The sequence below is a fragment of the Lederbergia citrisecunda genome, from assembly GCF_018343695.1.
GTDB classification, from domain to species: Bacteria; Bacillota; Bacilli; order Bacillales; family Bacillaceae_C; genus Lederbergia; species Lederbergia citrisecunda.
The window spans coordinates 3,243,260-3,259,029 of sequence record NZ_JAGYPJ010000001.1 but is presented as its reverse complement, the minus strand read 5'-3'; the positions used below and the strand labels follow the sequence as shown (position 1 = coordinate 3,259,029).

Sequence of the window (15,770 nt, the reverse complement as noted above, 5' to 3'; positions counted from 1 at the left end):
AGGTCAAATAACCCGAGCCAATGAAAGGCAAAGACCGCCTTTCTTTGTCTCAGAACATTTGCTTGTCGCCGATAAGCAGGCGCCTTGCGCTTTTCTTGATAAGTTACAAAATTGTAAGGTTAGAGGATAAATTGTAAGGATAAGTTATGGTTGCACCTCCCCGTTTCTTTTATAGTAGGTTTATAAGATAAACGAGGGATGATGAAATGGAAAATCATATTGTTTTAGAAGCTGCCAATATAAAAAAGGTTTTTGGTTCGAAGGGACATATTCACACGGCACTGGATGATATTGAGTTAGATGTGTATAAAGGAGAATTTGTAGGAATAATGGGTCCATCAGGAGCGGGAAAATCGACCTTATTAAATGTTTTATCAACGATTGATGCACCTACTTCAGGTGAAATTTCGATAGATCGAAAAAACATTCTTACATTAAAAGAAGAAGAATTAGCTGATTTTCGAAGAGACAAATTAGGTTTTATTTTTCAGGATTACAACCTGATTGACACATTAACAGTAAAGGAAAATATGATCCTCCCACTTTCCTTGGCAAATGTTCCGCCTCTTGAAATTGAAAATCGAGTAAAGAAAGTATCTAAAGCGCTGGGCATTGATAATATTTTGCAATCCTACCCTTATAACATTTCGGGAGGGCAGCAACAAAGAACAGCAACTGCAAGAGCAATTATTACAAATCCGAGCCTAATATTTGCGGATGAACCAACTGGTGCGCTCGACTCGAAATCTGCTTATATGCTGCTTGGAACGCTCGCAGAATTAAATGAACAAGAAAAAGCAACGATCTTAATGGTCACTCATGATGCCTATGCAGCAAGCTTTAGCAACCGGGTCTTATTTATTAAGGATGGATCGATTTTCACAGAAATCAGAAAGGGCAATCGCAGTCGCAAGCAATTTTTCGGGCAAATCATTGATATCCTCGCTACCCTTGGTGGAGGTGGGCACCATGACGTTATTTAACCTTGCAAAAAAGAATATAAAGTTGAATACAAAAGACTATTTGCTATATTTTTATCCGATGGTATTCAGCATTGTCATTTACTTCACATTTGTTTCACTCCAGTACAACAAGCAAATTAACGAATCGGCAACAGCCCTTGGGAAAGTGCAACCTGCTTTTATGGCCGCATCTGTGTTGCTGTTGCTGTTTTCAGCGATTTTCATATGGTATTCAAATGACTTTTTTGTAAGAAAACGGAAAAAAGAAGTTGCGCTCTATTCCTTGTTCGGGATGCGGAAAAAGCAGGTTGGCAAACTCCTATTTTATGAAAATCTTATAATGGGAATCGTTGCTCTTGGGATTGGGATGGCGATTGGTGTCCTTTTGTCTAAACTATTTACGATGCTTTTGATAAGGCTAATGGGGTTCTCCATCATCGCTAACTTTGAAATATCCTCTGAAGCAGTCATTCAGACGTTAATTGTTTTTATTGTGATTATTGTAGTGACATCTATTCATAATTACAGGATGATTTACCGTTATACGTTATTGGATTTGCTAAAAGCTGATAAACAAGGGGAAAAACAGCTTAAGGTATCAATAGTGGCCGCTATAGCATCTATATTGGCACTTGGAGTAGGGTATACTGTTTTGCTCCAACCAAGTAATTCAGGTATTTATAAAGAATATGGATTCGGAGCCGTCCTATTTTCCTTGCTAATGATCTTAATTGGCTCTTTTCTTTTTATTCGTTCCGTATTTGCTGTCCTTTTAGAACGAATGAAGAAAATCAAAGGTCTTTATTTTAAAGGCGTAAATTTAATCAGTGTTTCCCATTTACGCTTTCGAATGAAAGGAAATACGGTCATCTTATCCATGATTGCGTTATTGAGCACAGTTACGCTTTTTGTTTTAGGAGCTATTTTTGGCTTACATCATAACGTAACCGCGATGGCTGAAAGCAATTATCCGTTAAGTCTCATGTATACATCGCAAAATAGTGAAATGGATGCAGCAGTCGATAAGATAATAAAGAGCAGCAAACAACACAAGATTGTCTTTTCCGACCGTGTCGAGTATTTACAAGTTGAAGGAGATCTGTCAGCAACAGGGAGATGGAATCGGTTTCCAGTAATTCTTTTATCAGAAAAGGAATATCGCCGCATTGCTGGAAATATGGGAAAGCAAAGCGAGGGTGTTGGAAAAGATAGAGCCATTGTCTTTAATGATGGAAATATGAATCAACAAAATGATCCGTATACAGGTAAAACGATTACGATTCTGAATCAGAAGTTTACTATTCATAAATATGAAGAAAAGCTGGTGTTAAATCAAAATTATTATGTATTTCCAATGGTGATCAATGATGCTAACTACGAGCAGATTAAAGAACACGTCACCACCAAAGAAATGCAAGTATATAAAGTGAAAAACGAGAAATCAATGGAAACATTAATGAAGGAGATTCAAGATGTAGTATTTAAAGATTTCGAAGTTGATCAAGATTCTATGATATTTTCTTCCTTCTTTTATGAGTATCAGCAAGGAGTCCAATCTTATGGTTTGCTTATTTTCATTGGCGGCTTTTTAGGGATTGTATTTTTACTCGCTACGGGCAGCATGTTGCACTACAAGCAGTTGACCGAAGCATCCGCTGATCAAGGACGTTACGATATACTTAGAAAAATTGGCATGAGTCGAAAGCAAACTCAAAGCACGATCGCCAAGCAATTATTGCCTGTCTTTTTACTGCCATTAGTGATTGCTATCCCTAATAGTTCGTTCTTGATTACGGCACTTGCCAGGTTTTCAGAAATGAACTTGCTGCTGCCATTTCTAAGTACTATCGCTATTTATATGGCAATCTATTTGGTGTACTATTTTATAACGCTAAGAAAATATAATGTGATTGTGAATCGGTGAGTTAAAAAATCTGTGAACCAAAAACGCCTATAACAGCTAATAGGATATCGGAAATGGCTAATAGAATCGTGAAACGGCTAATAGGATATCGGAAATGGCTAATAGAATCGCGAAGCGTCTAATAGAATACGGGAAATGGCTAATAGAATCTCGAAAACATCTAATAGAATCTCAAAATATCTAATAGGAACGCGAAAACAGTGTATAAATTGGGGGCATCCTAATATTTCCCTTAGTGCCCCATCGGGAAAAAGCATAAAAGTTAGGACGTGATACAATCTTCACGTCCTTATTTATGGGCAAATTCCTCTCGTAATAAATCAACGGTTTTTGAAAAATAAATAGAAGCTTCTGTATAGCTCCCTTCCTTAGAATCAAAGGAGAGTTGATGCCCTAATTTAGCAGAAATTTTATTGGCAAGGTATAGTCCCATTCCAGTTGAGGCGGTAACTTGTCTGCCGTTTTTGCCTGTAAAGCCCTTCTGAAAGATTCTTGGCAAATCCTCGGTTGGAATACCCATTCCGTGATCCCGAATAATGATTCTTCTTTCATTCTGTTGGATTTGAATTGAAATTTCGCGGCCAATAGGTGTGTACTTTAATGAATTAGATAAAAACTGATTGAGGATAAATAGAAGTCCTTTTTTATCAGTTAAAACCTCAAGAGGCTTTAGGTCCAATTGAAGTTTTATTTTTTTTGATAAAAATAACCTCCGATTCCCCTTGATTGCTTCCTTAATGATTTGTTCTACATCGATTTCCTGAATAAAATAATCTTTGCTGAAATCACTCGTTCTATTATAATACAGGGCTTGTTCGACTAAATGGTCTATTTTTTCTATTTCCTCATCTAAGCTATTTGAAATCTGGTCTGTCTCAATCATCATTTTGGTGACGGAGATAGGCGTTTTAATTTCATGAACCCAGGATGTCATATATTCATGCCATTCTTTTTGTTCTTTTTTCAAGCTCTCAATCTTTTGCTCATATTGTTGCTTATGGGTGTTTAATAGTTCAATGAATAATTTCTCTTCATATTTGTGTTTTTGTGAAGGTGCTAAAATATATCCATATTCCATTTTCTCTTTTAGTTCACGATAGAATCCTTTTTTCTTACGGTAATCAAATAGTAAATATATCAAAAAAAGTAATGCTAGGATAAGCAATAAATAAAGCAGATTGCTTAGATGGATGTGAACGTTTGGATCTAGCCATATGATGATAGATACAAAAGCCAAAACCGAGAAAAATATGAGCAAAAGTGATCGATTATCGCGAAGGTAGTTTTTCCAACTCATTGTAATAAGTATCCTTGTCTTTTCTTAGTCGTGATGGCATCTTTTATCCCAATTTCCTCCAGCTTTTTCCGAAGCCGATTCACATTCACTGTGAGTGTATTGTCGTCAATAAACTGCTCATCTTCCCACAATGCCCGCATGATTTCGTCCCGAGAAATAATTTGCCCGGCTTTTTTCATTAAGAGGAAAAGAATCTGAAACTCGTTTTTCGTAAGAGAAGCCTTTTTATCTCGGTATTCGAGGAAGGAATTTTGTAGATTAAGAGTAAGCTCACCAACTGTAAGCAGGTCCTTTTCAACATTTTGAATAGAGTTAGATCTTCTCAGCACAGCGTTCATTTTTGCCACCAACACTTCGAGAGAAAAGGGTTTTTGAATATAGTCATCACCACCCATATTCATCGCAATGACAATATCCATACTTTGCGAGCGGGATGAAATAAAAATAATCGGTACATCTGAAAGCTGACGAAGCTTACTGCACCAATAAAATCCATCATTTCCGGGTAGATTGATATCTAAAAGGATAATGTGGGGATTTTTCTTTAATGCTATTTGGTCTATATGCTCGAAGTCTTCGACCAAAAAGGGTTGGAAATTCCATTTTGATAAATACTGCCCCATTAAGCTCCTCAATTTATGATCATCTTCTATAATTAACACCTTATACATATTCATCACCTAAATTAAGTATACAAAGGGAATCCAGAATTTAACAGGGGCTTGTTTATGAATAGTGAGCATTTTTTCGTATCCGTTTGTTGAAACTTTCGTAAAGGGGGCAACCAACCTGAAATTAACCAAATCCTTAAATACCATCAAAAGCCAAATTGAGAGCAGTCGTAATAAAATACATTGTTAATAAAAATAGAAACAAGCTTGAAGAGGCAAGCTTGTTTTTATTTAGTAAGTGTATGAACTTTATTCTTTCTTTTCTTTTGCTAAAAGATAATGCTCGATCCCATCTAATATCCGTTCAAGTCCAAAATCGAAGTCATTCCCTATTGTATTTGCATCTTCATTTTCCTCGGTATATGCTCCCGACATCAACACAGGGTAAAGGTCCGGGTATCGTTCTTGTGTAACGAGCTTTTTAAGAGCTGCGCTATAGTCAAGGCCGCTAATTTCACCCGGACTTTTTCCAGTGTGAATCGCCATACTCATATCCTTCATGATAATCCCACACCAACGGGCATATCCGCTCAAAAGCAGAACAATCGACATTTTTTCATAATCGTTTAAAGGTAGATTACGAGTCGTTCGTAGTGCCATATCTACCCATTTTAGCTGATTAGGTGTAAGAGGTACGCTTGTAATGGGAATGTCGCTAAACCAAGGGTGGTTCTGAAAAACCTTGATACAGATTCTTATATACTGACGCATTTTTTCGCGCCAATCTGTTTCTACTTCTTCATTTGGATAATTAATATCAGAAACTTTCTCCTGCATTAGTAAAAGTAAATCATCTTTACTAGGAATGTATCGATAGAGTGACATGGGTGTAAATCCTAGAGACGATGCCAGTCGGCTCATTGATAAGGCTGCAAGTCCCTCCTTATCCGCAATATCTATTGCTGCTTCTACAATTTGATCAATACTAAGTTCCCGCTTTGGACCACGTTGAGGTTGTTTGCGTAACCCCCAGCTTATAGCTATGCCAGAAGGCAATTTTTCTATTTCGCGATCTATTTTTTCTTCGTCCTTCACGTTTATTCACCTCTAGTTTATTCACTATTCAAAATACAAAAGTATTTATGTAAAGAAGAATGGTTTAAAAAAATATTCCATTATGTGGTTGCAACTTAATTGTATATGCAATATACTGTGTATGCAATAAACTGTTTATGTCATATACTATAATGTAAAACAAAATGAAGGAGGAAAACGCGTGAATAAGCTTGCTGTTGAAGTTCATGGCCTTCGGAAGAAATTTGGGGAACAAATCGTTTTAGATGGTATCGATTTAGCTGTAGAGGAAGGGAAGATTTTTGCACTGCTTGGACCGAATGGCGCAGGAAAAACAACTTTTATTAATATTTTGTCTACATTAATAACACCTGATGCAGGAACGGTTCGAGTTTCAGGATATGACATTGTGAGGAATAAGGAAGAAGTGAAAAGCTCCATTAGTCTAACCGGTCAATTTGCGGCGGTTGATGAGATGTTAACAGCGGAAGAAAATTTAAGGATGATGGGGAGGCTCTCCGGTCTTTCACGAAAAGAGTCACGTTTACGAGCGGATGAATTAATTAAACATTTTGATTTAACGAATGCTGTTCGAAAAAGAGTAAAAGCATATTCAGGGGGCATGCGACGGCGATTGGATCTTGCGGTCAGTCTAGTTGTGCACAGGCCTATATTATTTTTGGATGAACCAACAACAGGTCTCGATACTCGTAGTAGACGGACATTATGGGATATGATTCTACAATTTAAAGCTAAAGGCGTCACGGTTTTTCTTACGACCCAGTATTTAGAAGAAGCAGATCAGTTAGCCGATACCATCGCGGTTATTTCAAATGGTCAAATTGTGGCACAGGGAACCCCAATGGAAATGAAATTGCGGGTTGGCAATGAAGTAGTTGAATTACGGAATGAGAAAGATGAAATTATCCAGGAGATTCCAACGAACGGAAGTATACATGAAGTTAAACAGATTATCGAAGAGGTCACTTCTGCTATGACGGAAAGTACACGAATTAGCATTCGTAGACCAAGCTTAGATGATGTGTTTTTATCGTTAACTTCTGAAAAAGGGAGGGTTTCATGATGAACATGATAACTCAGACAAAAAAACCATCGTTATTGGTCACTGGATCTGTATTCATTGGAAGAAGTTTACTCCATAGCCTTCGTAACGTGGATGCCTTGATAATGGCAATTGTGCTCCCAATCATACTCATGTTGATGTTCACGTATGTATTTGGCGGTGCGATTGATCCTAGTGGGCAATATGTAAATTACGTAGTTCCAGGAATCATATTGTTGTGTGCTGGATTTGGATCATCTTCTACAGCATTTGATGTGGCTACTGATATGACGAATGGAATAATTGATCGTTTCAGAACGATGCCCATTCGGAGCATGAATGTAATTACGGGGCATGTTGTGGCAAGCCTGGCACGAAATCTTCTTGCAACAGGCGTAGTCATCATTATTGCTCTACTTGTGGGTTTTCGCCCAACGGGTAGTATTTTTGAATGGTTTGCTGCTGTGGGAGTCATTGCTTTATTTATTTTGACAATCACATGGCTTTTTGCTGCAATCGGCCTTGTAGCTAGTTCTCCAGCTGCGGCTAGCGGTTATGGATTCGTGATATTATTTCTTCCATACCTCTCAAGTGCCTTCGTACCGACAATTACAATGCCAAAATGGTTGCAAGGAGTAGCTGAAAACCAGCCAATAACACCTATAATAGAAACCATTCGCTCGCTTCTCGTAGGCGGCGAAGTAGCTAACCAAATATGGTGGGCAATTGGATGGTGCTTTTTGATCCTTATCGCATCAATCATATGGGCAACTTGGACGTTTAAAATGAAAGCAGGGCGTCGCTAGTATGTGGAATGACGTAGTTTTAATAAACGAAAATATTGCAAGTAAGGTTAACAAATGACAGTATAGTGTAAATTTTACCTCTACCAGAACCTTCAAATAATCAAAAAAATAATCATTTTTCCGAAAAACAAAGTATAATAGATTTGAAACTTAAGAGTAGGGGTACAACACGATGATGAAAGAATGGAAAAAGATTCTATTACTTGCTATTCCGTCGATTGCTTCATTTGCCTCATCGACACTTACGGGAACAATAAATTTGATTTTAGTTGGTCAATTAGGGGCGTTGGCCATTGCTATTGTCGGTGTGACGAATATTGTTATGTACAATGCCTGGGCGTTATTTTCAGGTATAGGGCATACGACAAATTATTTAGTTGCCCAAAACTATGGGTCCAACAACATGAAAAAAGGGATTGAAAGAACGTATATTGCCTTTTATCTATGCTTAGCTGCCAGTGCCTTTACTTTTCTGGTCGGATTACTCTTCCCAGAAGGAATTTTTAAGGTGTTGGGAAGTTCTCCTGAAATGATTGAGGAAGGTAAAAGCTACTTGCAAATTCGTTTTTTTGCGATGGTTTTCTCTATTTTCACGTTCGTTTTTCATGGATTTTTACGTGGAATCGGAGATACGAAAACTCCAATGATAAGTACGATTATAGGTGGAGCATTAATGGTTTTTTTCACCTTTGGATTAACTTATGGAAAGATGGGTCTTCCTGAAATAGGATTAGTTGGCGCAGGAATTGCCTTCTTTATTGGAGAAGTTGTTACTTTTCTTATTTGTGCTTATATATATTTTGTAAAATTACATCCGGAGTATGGAACGCGTGCAAGAATTGCTTTTAATCGCTTAGAATCAAAATTAATCGTTGGGGAAAGTTCAAAACTAGGAATCCAGGAATTCTCCTTAGCAATGGCGATGTTCGTATTTACAGGCTTTGTCACAAGATTAGGGACAGAAGCATTAGCCGCAAACGAGATCGCCTTAAGTGTGATGAGCTTTGGGTTTATGCCTGCCTTTGCGTTCGGATCAACTGCTACTATTTTAGTTGGTCAAGAGATTGGAAAAGGGAAACCTCTTAATGGCAGAAGAGCAGGCACACACACGGCCATTTTAGGTTGTATATTTATATTGTTGCTTGGTACTGTTGAATTTTTCTTCGCAGAACAAATTGCAAAGATTTATACCCAAGATCCACAGGTCTTTCATTTGACGGCTAAACTTATTATGATCTCAGCATTTTTACAAATATTTGATGGATTATTGAACTTCTACGCTGGAGGTCTACGCGGAATTGGTGACACTTCGTTCCTGCTTAAAATTTCATTGATACTAGGATGGGTTTTGTTCGTTCCGCTGAGCTATATACTGACCTTTACACTAAATCTAGGCAGTGTAGGAGCGTGGATTTCGTTGTATTTGTATTTAACAGTGTTTGGGATTAGCGTGATGATCCGTTTTTATCGGACTGACTGGATGTCAGTTAGGTTGAAGACGGTAGAAAGTGAGTGATAGTTAAATTCTAAGAGGATCTTTAAATAGATCCTTTTTTTATTTTAAAAGATTATGATCGCCATTTTCTTTAAGATGCATCTTCAAAGTATGTCGATTTTGGCTGAATCCAACGTTGTAATAACAACCATTTTGTTCAACTGGAACCATGTGTTCTCAAAATGAATTGTTGAATTCGCTCAAGAAATGGGTGCCTCAACGATCAAAATCGAAGATCTGAAAACATCTGTTCCATAATAAAATTTTGTAAACGAAGTGACTGGAACGTGCATTAGGAAACCATATTCACTTATAAACGCGGATTGACCAAAAATATAAATCTCACTTCTTATTTTTAAAATTAATAGAAGGTCTTTCGAATTTTATATTGAATTAATAATATAGTAGAGAAAAATGTGGCTAAAAAGGGGGAAAAATGATGGATACATTAAAAACACCATCCGAATTTCACATGCGGGAAAATACGAAAAGTTTCCTTGAAATCATAAATGTAGAAACTGGCGAGAGAAAAACGTTGGCCACGTTTGATTATGTGATTGAGGCGCCTAATTGGACTCGTGATGACAAGCTTATTTATAACAGTGGAGGTCTCATTTATTCATTTGACATCCATACTCTTGAAAACCGTGTCATTGATTCCGGGTTTGCAAATTTTTGTAACAACGATCATGTTTTGTCTCCAGATGAATCTCATCTTGCTGTGAGTCATCACACGATAGAAGACCGTCAATCACGAATTTATATTTTTCCACTCGAGGGAGGTAATCCTACGCTGATCACACCGATGGCACCTTCTTATTTGCACGGTTGGTCACCTGATGGAAAAACGTTGGCTTATTGCGCTGAGCGTAATGGGCAATATGATATATATACCATTCCAGCAACAGGTGGAGAAGAAAAGCAGCTAACTGATACTCCAGGGCTTGATGATGGACCTGAATATTCTCCAGACGGCAAACATATTTGGTTCAACTCGACACGCTCAGGTCTTATGCAAGTTTGGCGTATGAATGCGGATGGCAGCGAACAGACGCAAATGACATTTGAAGAAAGTAATAACTGGTTCCCACATGTATCACCAGATGGTGATAGTGTAGCTTATATTGCATATCAAAAAGGAGATGTAGAGCCTGGCGATCATCCACCGAATAAGAATGTGGAATTACGTTTAATGCCAAGTTTAGGCGGTGAATCTCGTTTGCTTGTAAAACTGTTTGGGGGACAAGGTACGATCAATGTAAATTCCTGGTCACCAGATAGTAAATACTTTGCGTTTGTAAGTTATGAACTTACATGATTTTGTGTAATTAGAAAAATAAAGCGCTTAAATTTACAATCCAATACATGTGAGACTAATAGAGTTAGATAGCCGTGAATTACATATAATGGGAGGAATAACAGTATGAAAATTGGTGTATCAAGCTGGAGCATGAACAAGGAATTTATTGAAAATGGAATGACTATGGTAGATTTTGTTCGTGTCGTTAAAGAGGAATTTGGAGCGGACGCTGTTGAGATGGTCCATTGGATGGTTGCTGACTTGGATTCAGAAAGTGCAGATAAAATGAAGTTTGCACTCGAGCAATTTAGTAATCCTGATAAAGATCCTGAAAAAATCCAACAAGCGGTTGGCGGATTTATGCAGGTTATGGAGAACGTGAGCTTAAATAAGCCGGGTAATTTGGATGATGTTAAGGCGGCTCTTGAAAAACATGGAGTGCAAGTGCTTAATATGCCAATAGACTACGGTAATATCTCAGGTTTAGATGAAGAAAAACGTAAATCAGATTTAGAAGTGATTAAATCTTGGATTGATATAGCGGCTTATCTAGGAAGTAAGGGGGCGAGAGTCAATACTGGGCAACAGCCTGAAGGTGTTTTCGACCTTTCTATTACGGCTGATTCATACAGAGAACTTGCTGGATATGCCGAGACTAAAGGGGTTGCTTTAGTTTTGGAAAACCACGGTGGGATGTCGGCAGATCCGAAAAATATAATAAAGCTTTTTGAAATGGTTAATCATCCGAATTTCAGAGTATGCCCTGACTTTGGAAACTTCGATCCAGAGATTCGTTATGAAGCAATCGATATGATCTTTAATAATCCTATTTTAGTTCATGCTAAAACGTATGAATTCAATGAGGATGGAAGCCACGTCCAATTCGATTTTGGCAAGTGCATGGAAATTGCTAAAAAACATAACTACGACGGATACTATTCTGTAGAATTTGAAGGTCCCGGAAATCAAAGAGAAGGGGTCCAAAAAACAATCGACCTTTTAAAGAAACATAGTTAAATTGCAAAAAATCGTCCATCTTTGGACGATTTTTTGTATTTAAAATAGAATAGCCACTCTATTTGTTTGGAAAATTACGAGGATATAAAATATTTAAATTTTAATGTTGATATAGGTATAAAGTACCGATATAATAGTACATAGAAAATAATGGTGAAATTTACATAATTTTGTTTACCGCTAGAATACCAATCTATCTTTTTTATAAAGATTATGAAAAAAGAAGGGAGCAATAAGATGAAAAACCTATTATCAGTTTTGTTCTCAATAGTATTGGCTTTTACAATCGGATCACCTGCTTTTGCTGCGAAAGAAAGCGATATTCTGGAAGCGCTTAAAATGATTGAAAAAACAAACAGTGAAATTGACAAAAAAATCGAAAAAGCAGTAAAAAAGGCCGATGAGTTACAGGAAGAGTATCTCTATGAAGTTAGGAAAATAGAAGAAGGAGATACAGTTGTTAAGTTAAACAAAGAAATAGGGAAAGTACAGTCTGATTTAAGTAAAGCGAAAAATGATGCTAAAAAAGAAGAGAAATATTACGAGAAATTATTAAAGCTCCAATCAAAATTAGCAAAAGAAGAAGCAAAAATTGCAAATAAAATGTTTGAAATTCAACAAGAAATAGATGCAATCTCAGGGCAAATAATGTCAGGAGAGAAAGATAGTAAAAAGTTAGAAGGAAAAATAGAAAAATTACAAGAAAAATTAGATAAAAAAGAAGAAAAGTATAAAGAAAAAACAGATAAATATATCAAGGAACTTGAGAAGGTAATTGACGATATTTATAAAGAAACATTCAAGATGTCAGCTGAGACCATTGATAAGGCTGCAAAAAAAGGTGTAATTGCAGAATGTAGTTGGCAGCTTGTACGGTTTGCTGATCGATGGGTATGGATTGATCCTGTGCGTGTTGTAAAAATGGGATAGAAAATTAGATAAAGTGTGGAAAAGCGAGTCTTGTCAGAAGGCCTCGCTTTCTTTGTATCATGGGAAGAGGTGATGTAAATGGCTTTTACTATAGGGAGAAAAGGAGAACAGATCGAACAGGTTAATTTTGAGTATTTTAATATTGGTTTACTTGCTCGTGGTGATGGTTCTGAAATTATGATTCAGAGGATTGTAAAAAATAATTTGTTTTATATTTATCCAAGTGACAATCCGAATGTTATGGAATTTTTTTATATTTTAAAAGGTGAAATGGTCTGCGACTTGAATGGTGAACAAATAAAACTTGGTCCTTTTGACTATTATACTGCTCATAACTTGAAAGAGCCGGTTCACTTTACAACACTAACAGATGTGGAATATCTATGGGTGATCACTGAGCCAACTTTTTATCAATTAAGTGAAGAAATAACAAGTTTGAAAAACGTCGTAGATGAGGTAGAAAAAAAAGATCGGTATACATATAAACATAGTGAAAGAGTTTCTGAATATGCTGTGAAAATTGCAAAAAAACTAATGCTCCCAAAAGAAAGGTTAGAGAATTTATATATTGCATCCATCTTACATGATATAGGAAAAATAAATACTCCTAGTGAGATTTTAAATAAAACTGGCAAGTTAACAGATGAGGAATATGCCATTGTAAAACGCCATCCAAAGGACGGAGCAGAGATGGTTAAGGATCTCTACTATAACGAAATATCTACAATCATTGAGCAGCACCACGAAAGATTAAATGGCAGCGGATATCCAAATGGACTAAAAGGAAATGACATTTTACTAGAGGCAAGGATTATAGCTGTAAGTGATACATTTGATGCCATGACAGAAGATCGTTCATATCGGAAAGCTTTAAGCATACAGTTTGCTGTAGATGAATTAAAACGACTGATCCATACTCATTATGATGAAAAGGTAGTGGACGTTTTAATTGAAATTTTGCAGGAAGAAGGAAAAATCTAAAGGTTATGCAGGCATGACAGACAAACGAAATAAATATAAAAAGAAATTGTAAAAGCATGAAAAAATCGTCCGTTTAAGGGCGATTTTTTATATGTAATGCTTGATTCTTTAAATTTAGATAAGCGTATAATAAGTTATAAGAAGTAGACATTAAAAAGACTTAAATGTTTTTTACTAGGTTTAAAAACATTAATTTCATTAAAGGAGAAACTATGGCTAAAAGTATAGAAAAAGGATGGAACTTGGATAACAGTTATGCTCGTTTGCCGGAAAAATTTTTCACTCGTACAAATCCAACTCCTGTTAGCTCACCAAAGTTACTCATTCTCAACCATCCATTGGCTGCATCCCTCGGCTTGAACATTGAATCACTGCAAAACGAAGATGGTGTAGCAGTGTTTGCAGGAAATAAGGTTCCTGAAGGCGCTTCGCCTATTGCTCAAGCGTATGCAGGGCATCAATTTGGAAACTTTACGATGTTGGGGGACGGTAGGGCTGTATTGTTGGGAGAGCAGATTACTCCTCAAGGTGAAAGGTTTGATATCCAGCTTAAAGGATCAGGAAGAACGCGCTATTCTCGAGGTGGCGATGGGAGGGCGGCGCTTGGTCCAATGCTACGTGAATACATTATTAGCGAAGCAATGCACTCTCTACGTATTCCGACCACTCGGAGTTTAACAGTCGTGACGACCGGTGAATCAATCCTTAGGGAAACCGAACTTCCGGGAGCAGTTTTGACACGTGTAGCGGCTAGTCATTTGCGTGTCGGTACGTTTGAGTATGTGGCGCAATGGGGGACAGTAGATGAGCTTCGAATCTTGGCTAACTACACGATAGAACGCCATTATCCTAGTATTGAAGCGAATAAAAACCCCTATGTAGCACTTCTTGAAGAAGTCATCAAGCGCCAGGCTGAGCTTATTGCTAAATGGCAGCTCGTTGGCTTTGTACATGGGGTGATGAACACGGATAATATGACGATAAGCGGAGAGACAATCGATTATGGCCCTTGTGCTTTCATGGATACGTACGACCCGGCAACCGTTTTTAGTTCCATAGATATTCAAGGGCGCTACGCTTACGGAAATCAGCCTTATATTGGTGCGTGGAATCTTTCGCGATTTGCGGAAACGCTATTGCCGCTTTTGGATGAACAACAAGAAAAGGCAATTGAAAAAGCTCAGGAAAAGATTTCAAATTTTAGTACTCTGTATTATTCATATTGGCTTGCTGGAATGAGAGCGAAATTAGGGATATATAATGAGGAAAAAGAAGATGAAGCTTTATTCGAGGAAATCCTCGACATTATGAAAAAGCAAAAGGCTGATTATACGAATACTTTCCGCACATTGACGTTTGGCACGCAGGAGGAAAAGGATTTATGCGAGTCCCCTGAGTTCGCACAGTGGAAAAAGAAATGGCATGCGAGACTTGAAAGACAAGAGGAATCAAAAGACTTTTCAATAGAATTAATGAAGAACAATAATCCTGCGGTAATCCCACGGAACCACCGAGTAGAAGAGGCTTTGGAATCGGCCGTGGAGCATGGAGATTATAGCGTGATGGAACGCCTTCTATCGGTACTTTCACACCCTTACGAGCATTCTCATGAGCAAGAAGAATATGCTGGAGTGCCTCAGACGAACACCTCTTATCAAACATATTGTGGCACATGAATCAGTATGGAGTTACAAAAATAATGCTCCCTTTCATAGGTAGCATTATTTTTTATAAAAAAAAGTACCCCAAATGTAAGGAGTACAGTCTTTTATCAAACTTGGATGCTATAGAAAAATAGCTGGTAACGTAGTTCCCGTTTCAAGTAGGCTTTTTAAATTACTAATAATAGCTGGCCACCCATTATTCAATCCCTCAAAGGTATCGTCTTTATCCACTAAGTCTGAAGCCACCAAATTCTCATGATTAAGAGTTAATTTTACAGTTGAATCCATAGCTTTTAATTCGAAAGTGACTCGTGACGGTTTATTACGATTCGCTTTATCGTGTACGTAATTCCAAGTAAAGGAAAGTAAACGATATGGCTCACACTTTAAGATGATTCCGTGGTCAGAGACCTCGCCATCCCTCGAATAGGTGATAATAGAGCCTTCATGCCAATCGGATTGAATTTTGCTTCCGAAGAAATATTTTTCAGTGAAATCGCTGCTTGTTAATGCTTCCCACAGTTTTTCTGGCGTTGTTGCTATATAAGTTACATACAAAAATGATGTATTCGTCATTTTTTCCTCCTGAAATATTCTAGTGGGTACCATCAATAATTATTATTTCCTTTCAAAGGAAAAATAAGTA

The 15,770-nt window shown here is 37.3% G+C and carries 14 protein-coding genes; 10 read left to right on the top strand and 4 right to left on the bottom strand.

Annotated features, from left to right (window positions below; translation table 11 throughout):
- Positions 1 to 206: 206 nt before the first annotated feature.
- Positions 207 to 983 carry an ABC transporter ATP-binding protein gene (locus tag KHA93_RS15920; RefSeq protein WP_213111636.1) on the top strand — a complete coding sequence of 259 codons (777 nt, stop codon included), beginning with the start codon at positions 207 to 209 and terminating at the stop codon, positions 981 to 983.
- Complete coding sequence (locus KHA93_RS15915; protein ID WP_213111635.1) at positions 970 to 2,886, top strand: ABC transporter permease; 1,917 nt, start codon at positions 970 to 972, stop codon at positions 2,884 to 2,886. Before KHA93_RS15920 ends, KHA93_RS15915 begins: the two co-directional genes overlap by 14 nt.
- A gap of 289 nt (positions 2,887 to 3,175) precedes the next feature.
- Here the strand turns inward: KHA93_RS15915 and KHA93_RS15910 are convergent, their stop codons facing one another.
- The 3 genes from KHA93_RS15910 to KHA93_RS15900 form a co-directional block, all read right to left on the bottom strand.
- Positions 3,176 to 4,183 (bottom strand): sensor histidine kinase, encoded by a 1,008-nt coding sequence (locus tag KHA93_RS15910; RefSeq protein ID WP_213111634.1) that lies wholly within the window; start codon positions 4,181 to 4,183, stop codon positions 3,176 to 3,178.
- Positions 4,180 to 4,854: a response regulator transcription factor gene (locus KHA93_RS15905; protein ID WP_213111633.1), complete on the bottom strand. Its 675-nt coding sequence runs from the start codon at positions 4,852 to 4,854 to the stop codon at positions 4,180 to 4,182. Before KHA93_RS15905 ends, KHA93_RS15910 begins: the two co-directional genes overlap by 4 nt.
- Positions 4,855 to 5,103: 249 nt before the next feature.
- Positions 5,104 to 5,889: a TetR/AcrR family transcriptional regulator gene (locus tag KHA93_RS15900; RefSeq protein ID WP_349772308.1), complete on the bottom strand. Its 786-nt coding sequence runs from the start codon at positions 5,887 to 5,889 to the stop codon at positions 5,104 to 5,106.
- A 181-nt stretch (positions 5,890 to 6,070) separates the two neighbouring features.
- Here KHA93_RS15900 and KHA93_RS15895 point away from each other — a divergent pair, with 181 nt between their 5' ends.
- The 8 genes from KHA93_RS15895 (at position 6,071) to KHA93_RS15860 (ending at position 15,136) form a co-directional block, all read left to right on the top strand.
- Complete coding sequence (locus tag KHA93_RS15895; protein ID WP_213111632.1) at positions 6,071 to 6,952, top strand: ATP-binding cassette domain-containing protein; 882 nt, start codon at positions 6,071 to 6,073, stop codon at positions 6,950 to 6,952.
- A gap of 5 nt (positions 6,953 to 6,957) precedes the next feature.
- A complete protein-coding gene (locus tag KHA93_RS15890; protein ID WP_213112977.1) occupies positions 6,958 to 7,737 on the top strand; it encodes an ABC transporter permease in 780 nt (259 codons plus the stop codon).
- Positions 7,738 to 7,909: 172 nt separating this feature from the next.
- The gene (locus KHA93_RS15885) at positions 7,910 to 9,253 is read left to right on the top strand and encodes an MATE family efflux transporter (RefSeq protein ID WP_213111631.1); all 1,344 of its coding nucleotides are present in this window, start codon (positions 7,910 to 7,912) and stop codon (positions 9,251 to 9,253) included.
- A gap of 415 nt (positions 9,254 to 9,668) precedes the next feature.
- Entirely contained in the window at positions 9,669 to 10,550 is an 882-nt protein-coding gene (locus KHA93_RS15880) for a TolB family protein (protein ID WP_233711186.1), read from the top strand.
- A 105-nt stretch (positions 10,551 to 10,655) separates the two neighbouring features.
- On the top strand, positions 10,656 to 11,549 hold the full coding sequence (locus KHA93_RS15875; protein WP_213111630.1) for a sugar phosphate isomerase/epimerase family protein: 894 nt from the start codon (positions 10,656 to 10,658) through the stop codon (positions 11,547 to 11,549).
- A 213-nt stretch (positions 11,550 to 11,762) separates the two neighbouring features.
- Positions 11,763 to 12,479, top strand: a complete 717-nt coding sequence (locus tag KHA93_RS15870; protein ID WP_233711185.1) for a hypothetical protein — start codon at positions 11,763 to 11,765, stop codon at positions 12,477 to 12,479.
- A 78-nt stretch (positions 12,480 to 12,557) separates the two neighbouring features.
- Positions 12,558 to 13,460: an HD domain-containing phosphohydrolase gene (locus tag KHA93_RS15865; RefSeq protein ID WP_213111629.1), complete on the top strand. Its 903-nt coding sequence runs from the start codon at positions 12,558 to 12,560 to the stop codon at positions 13,458 to 13,460.
- A 212-nt stretch (positions 13,461 to 13,672) separates the two neighbouring features.
- Positions 13,673 to 15,136 carry a protein adenylyltransferase SelO gene (locus tag KHA93_RS15860; protein ID WP_233711184.1) on the top strand — a complete coding sequence of 488 codons (1,464 nt, stop codon included), beginning with the start codon at positions 13,673 to 13,675 and terminating at the stop codon, positions 15,134 to 15,136.
- A gap of 108 nt (positions 15,137 to 15,244) precedes the next feature.
- On the opposite strand, the gene KHA93_RS15855 is transcribed toward KHA93_RS15860, so the two are convergent.
- Positions 15,245 to 15,700, bottom strand: coding sequence for an SRPBCC family protein (locus KHA93_RS15855; protein WP_213111627.1), 456 nt, complete (start codon positions 15,698 to 15,700; stop codon positions 15,245 to 15,247).
- Positions 15,701 to 15,770 lie beyond the last annotated feature (70 nt).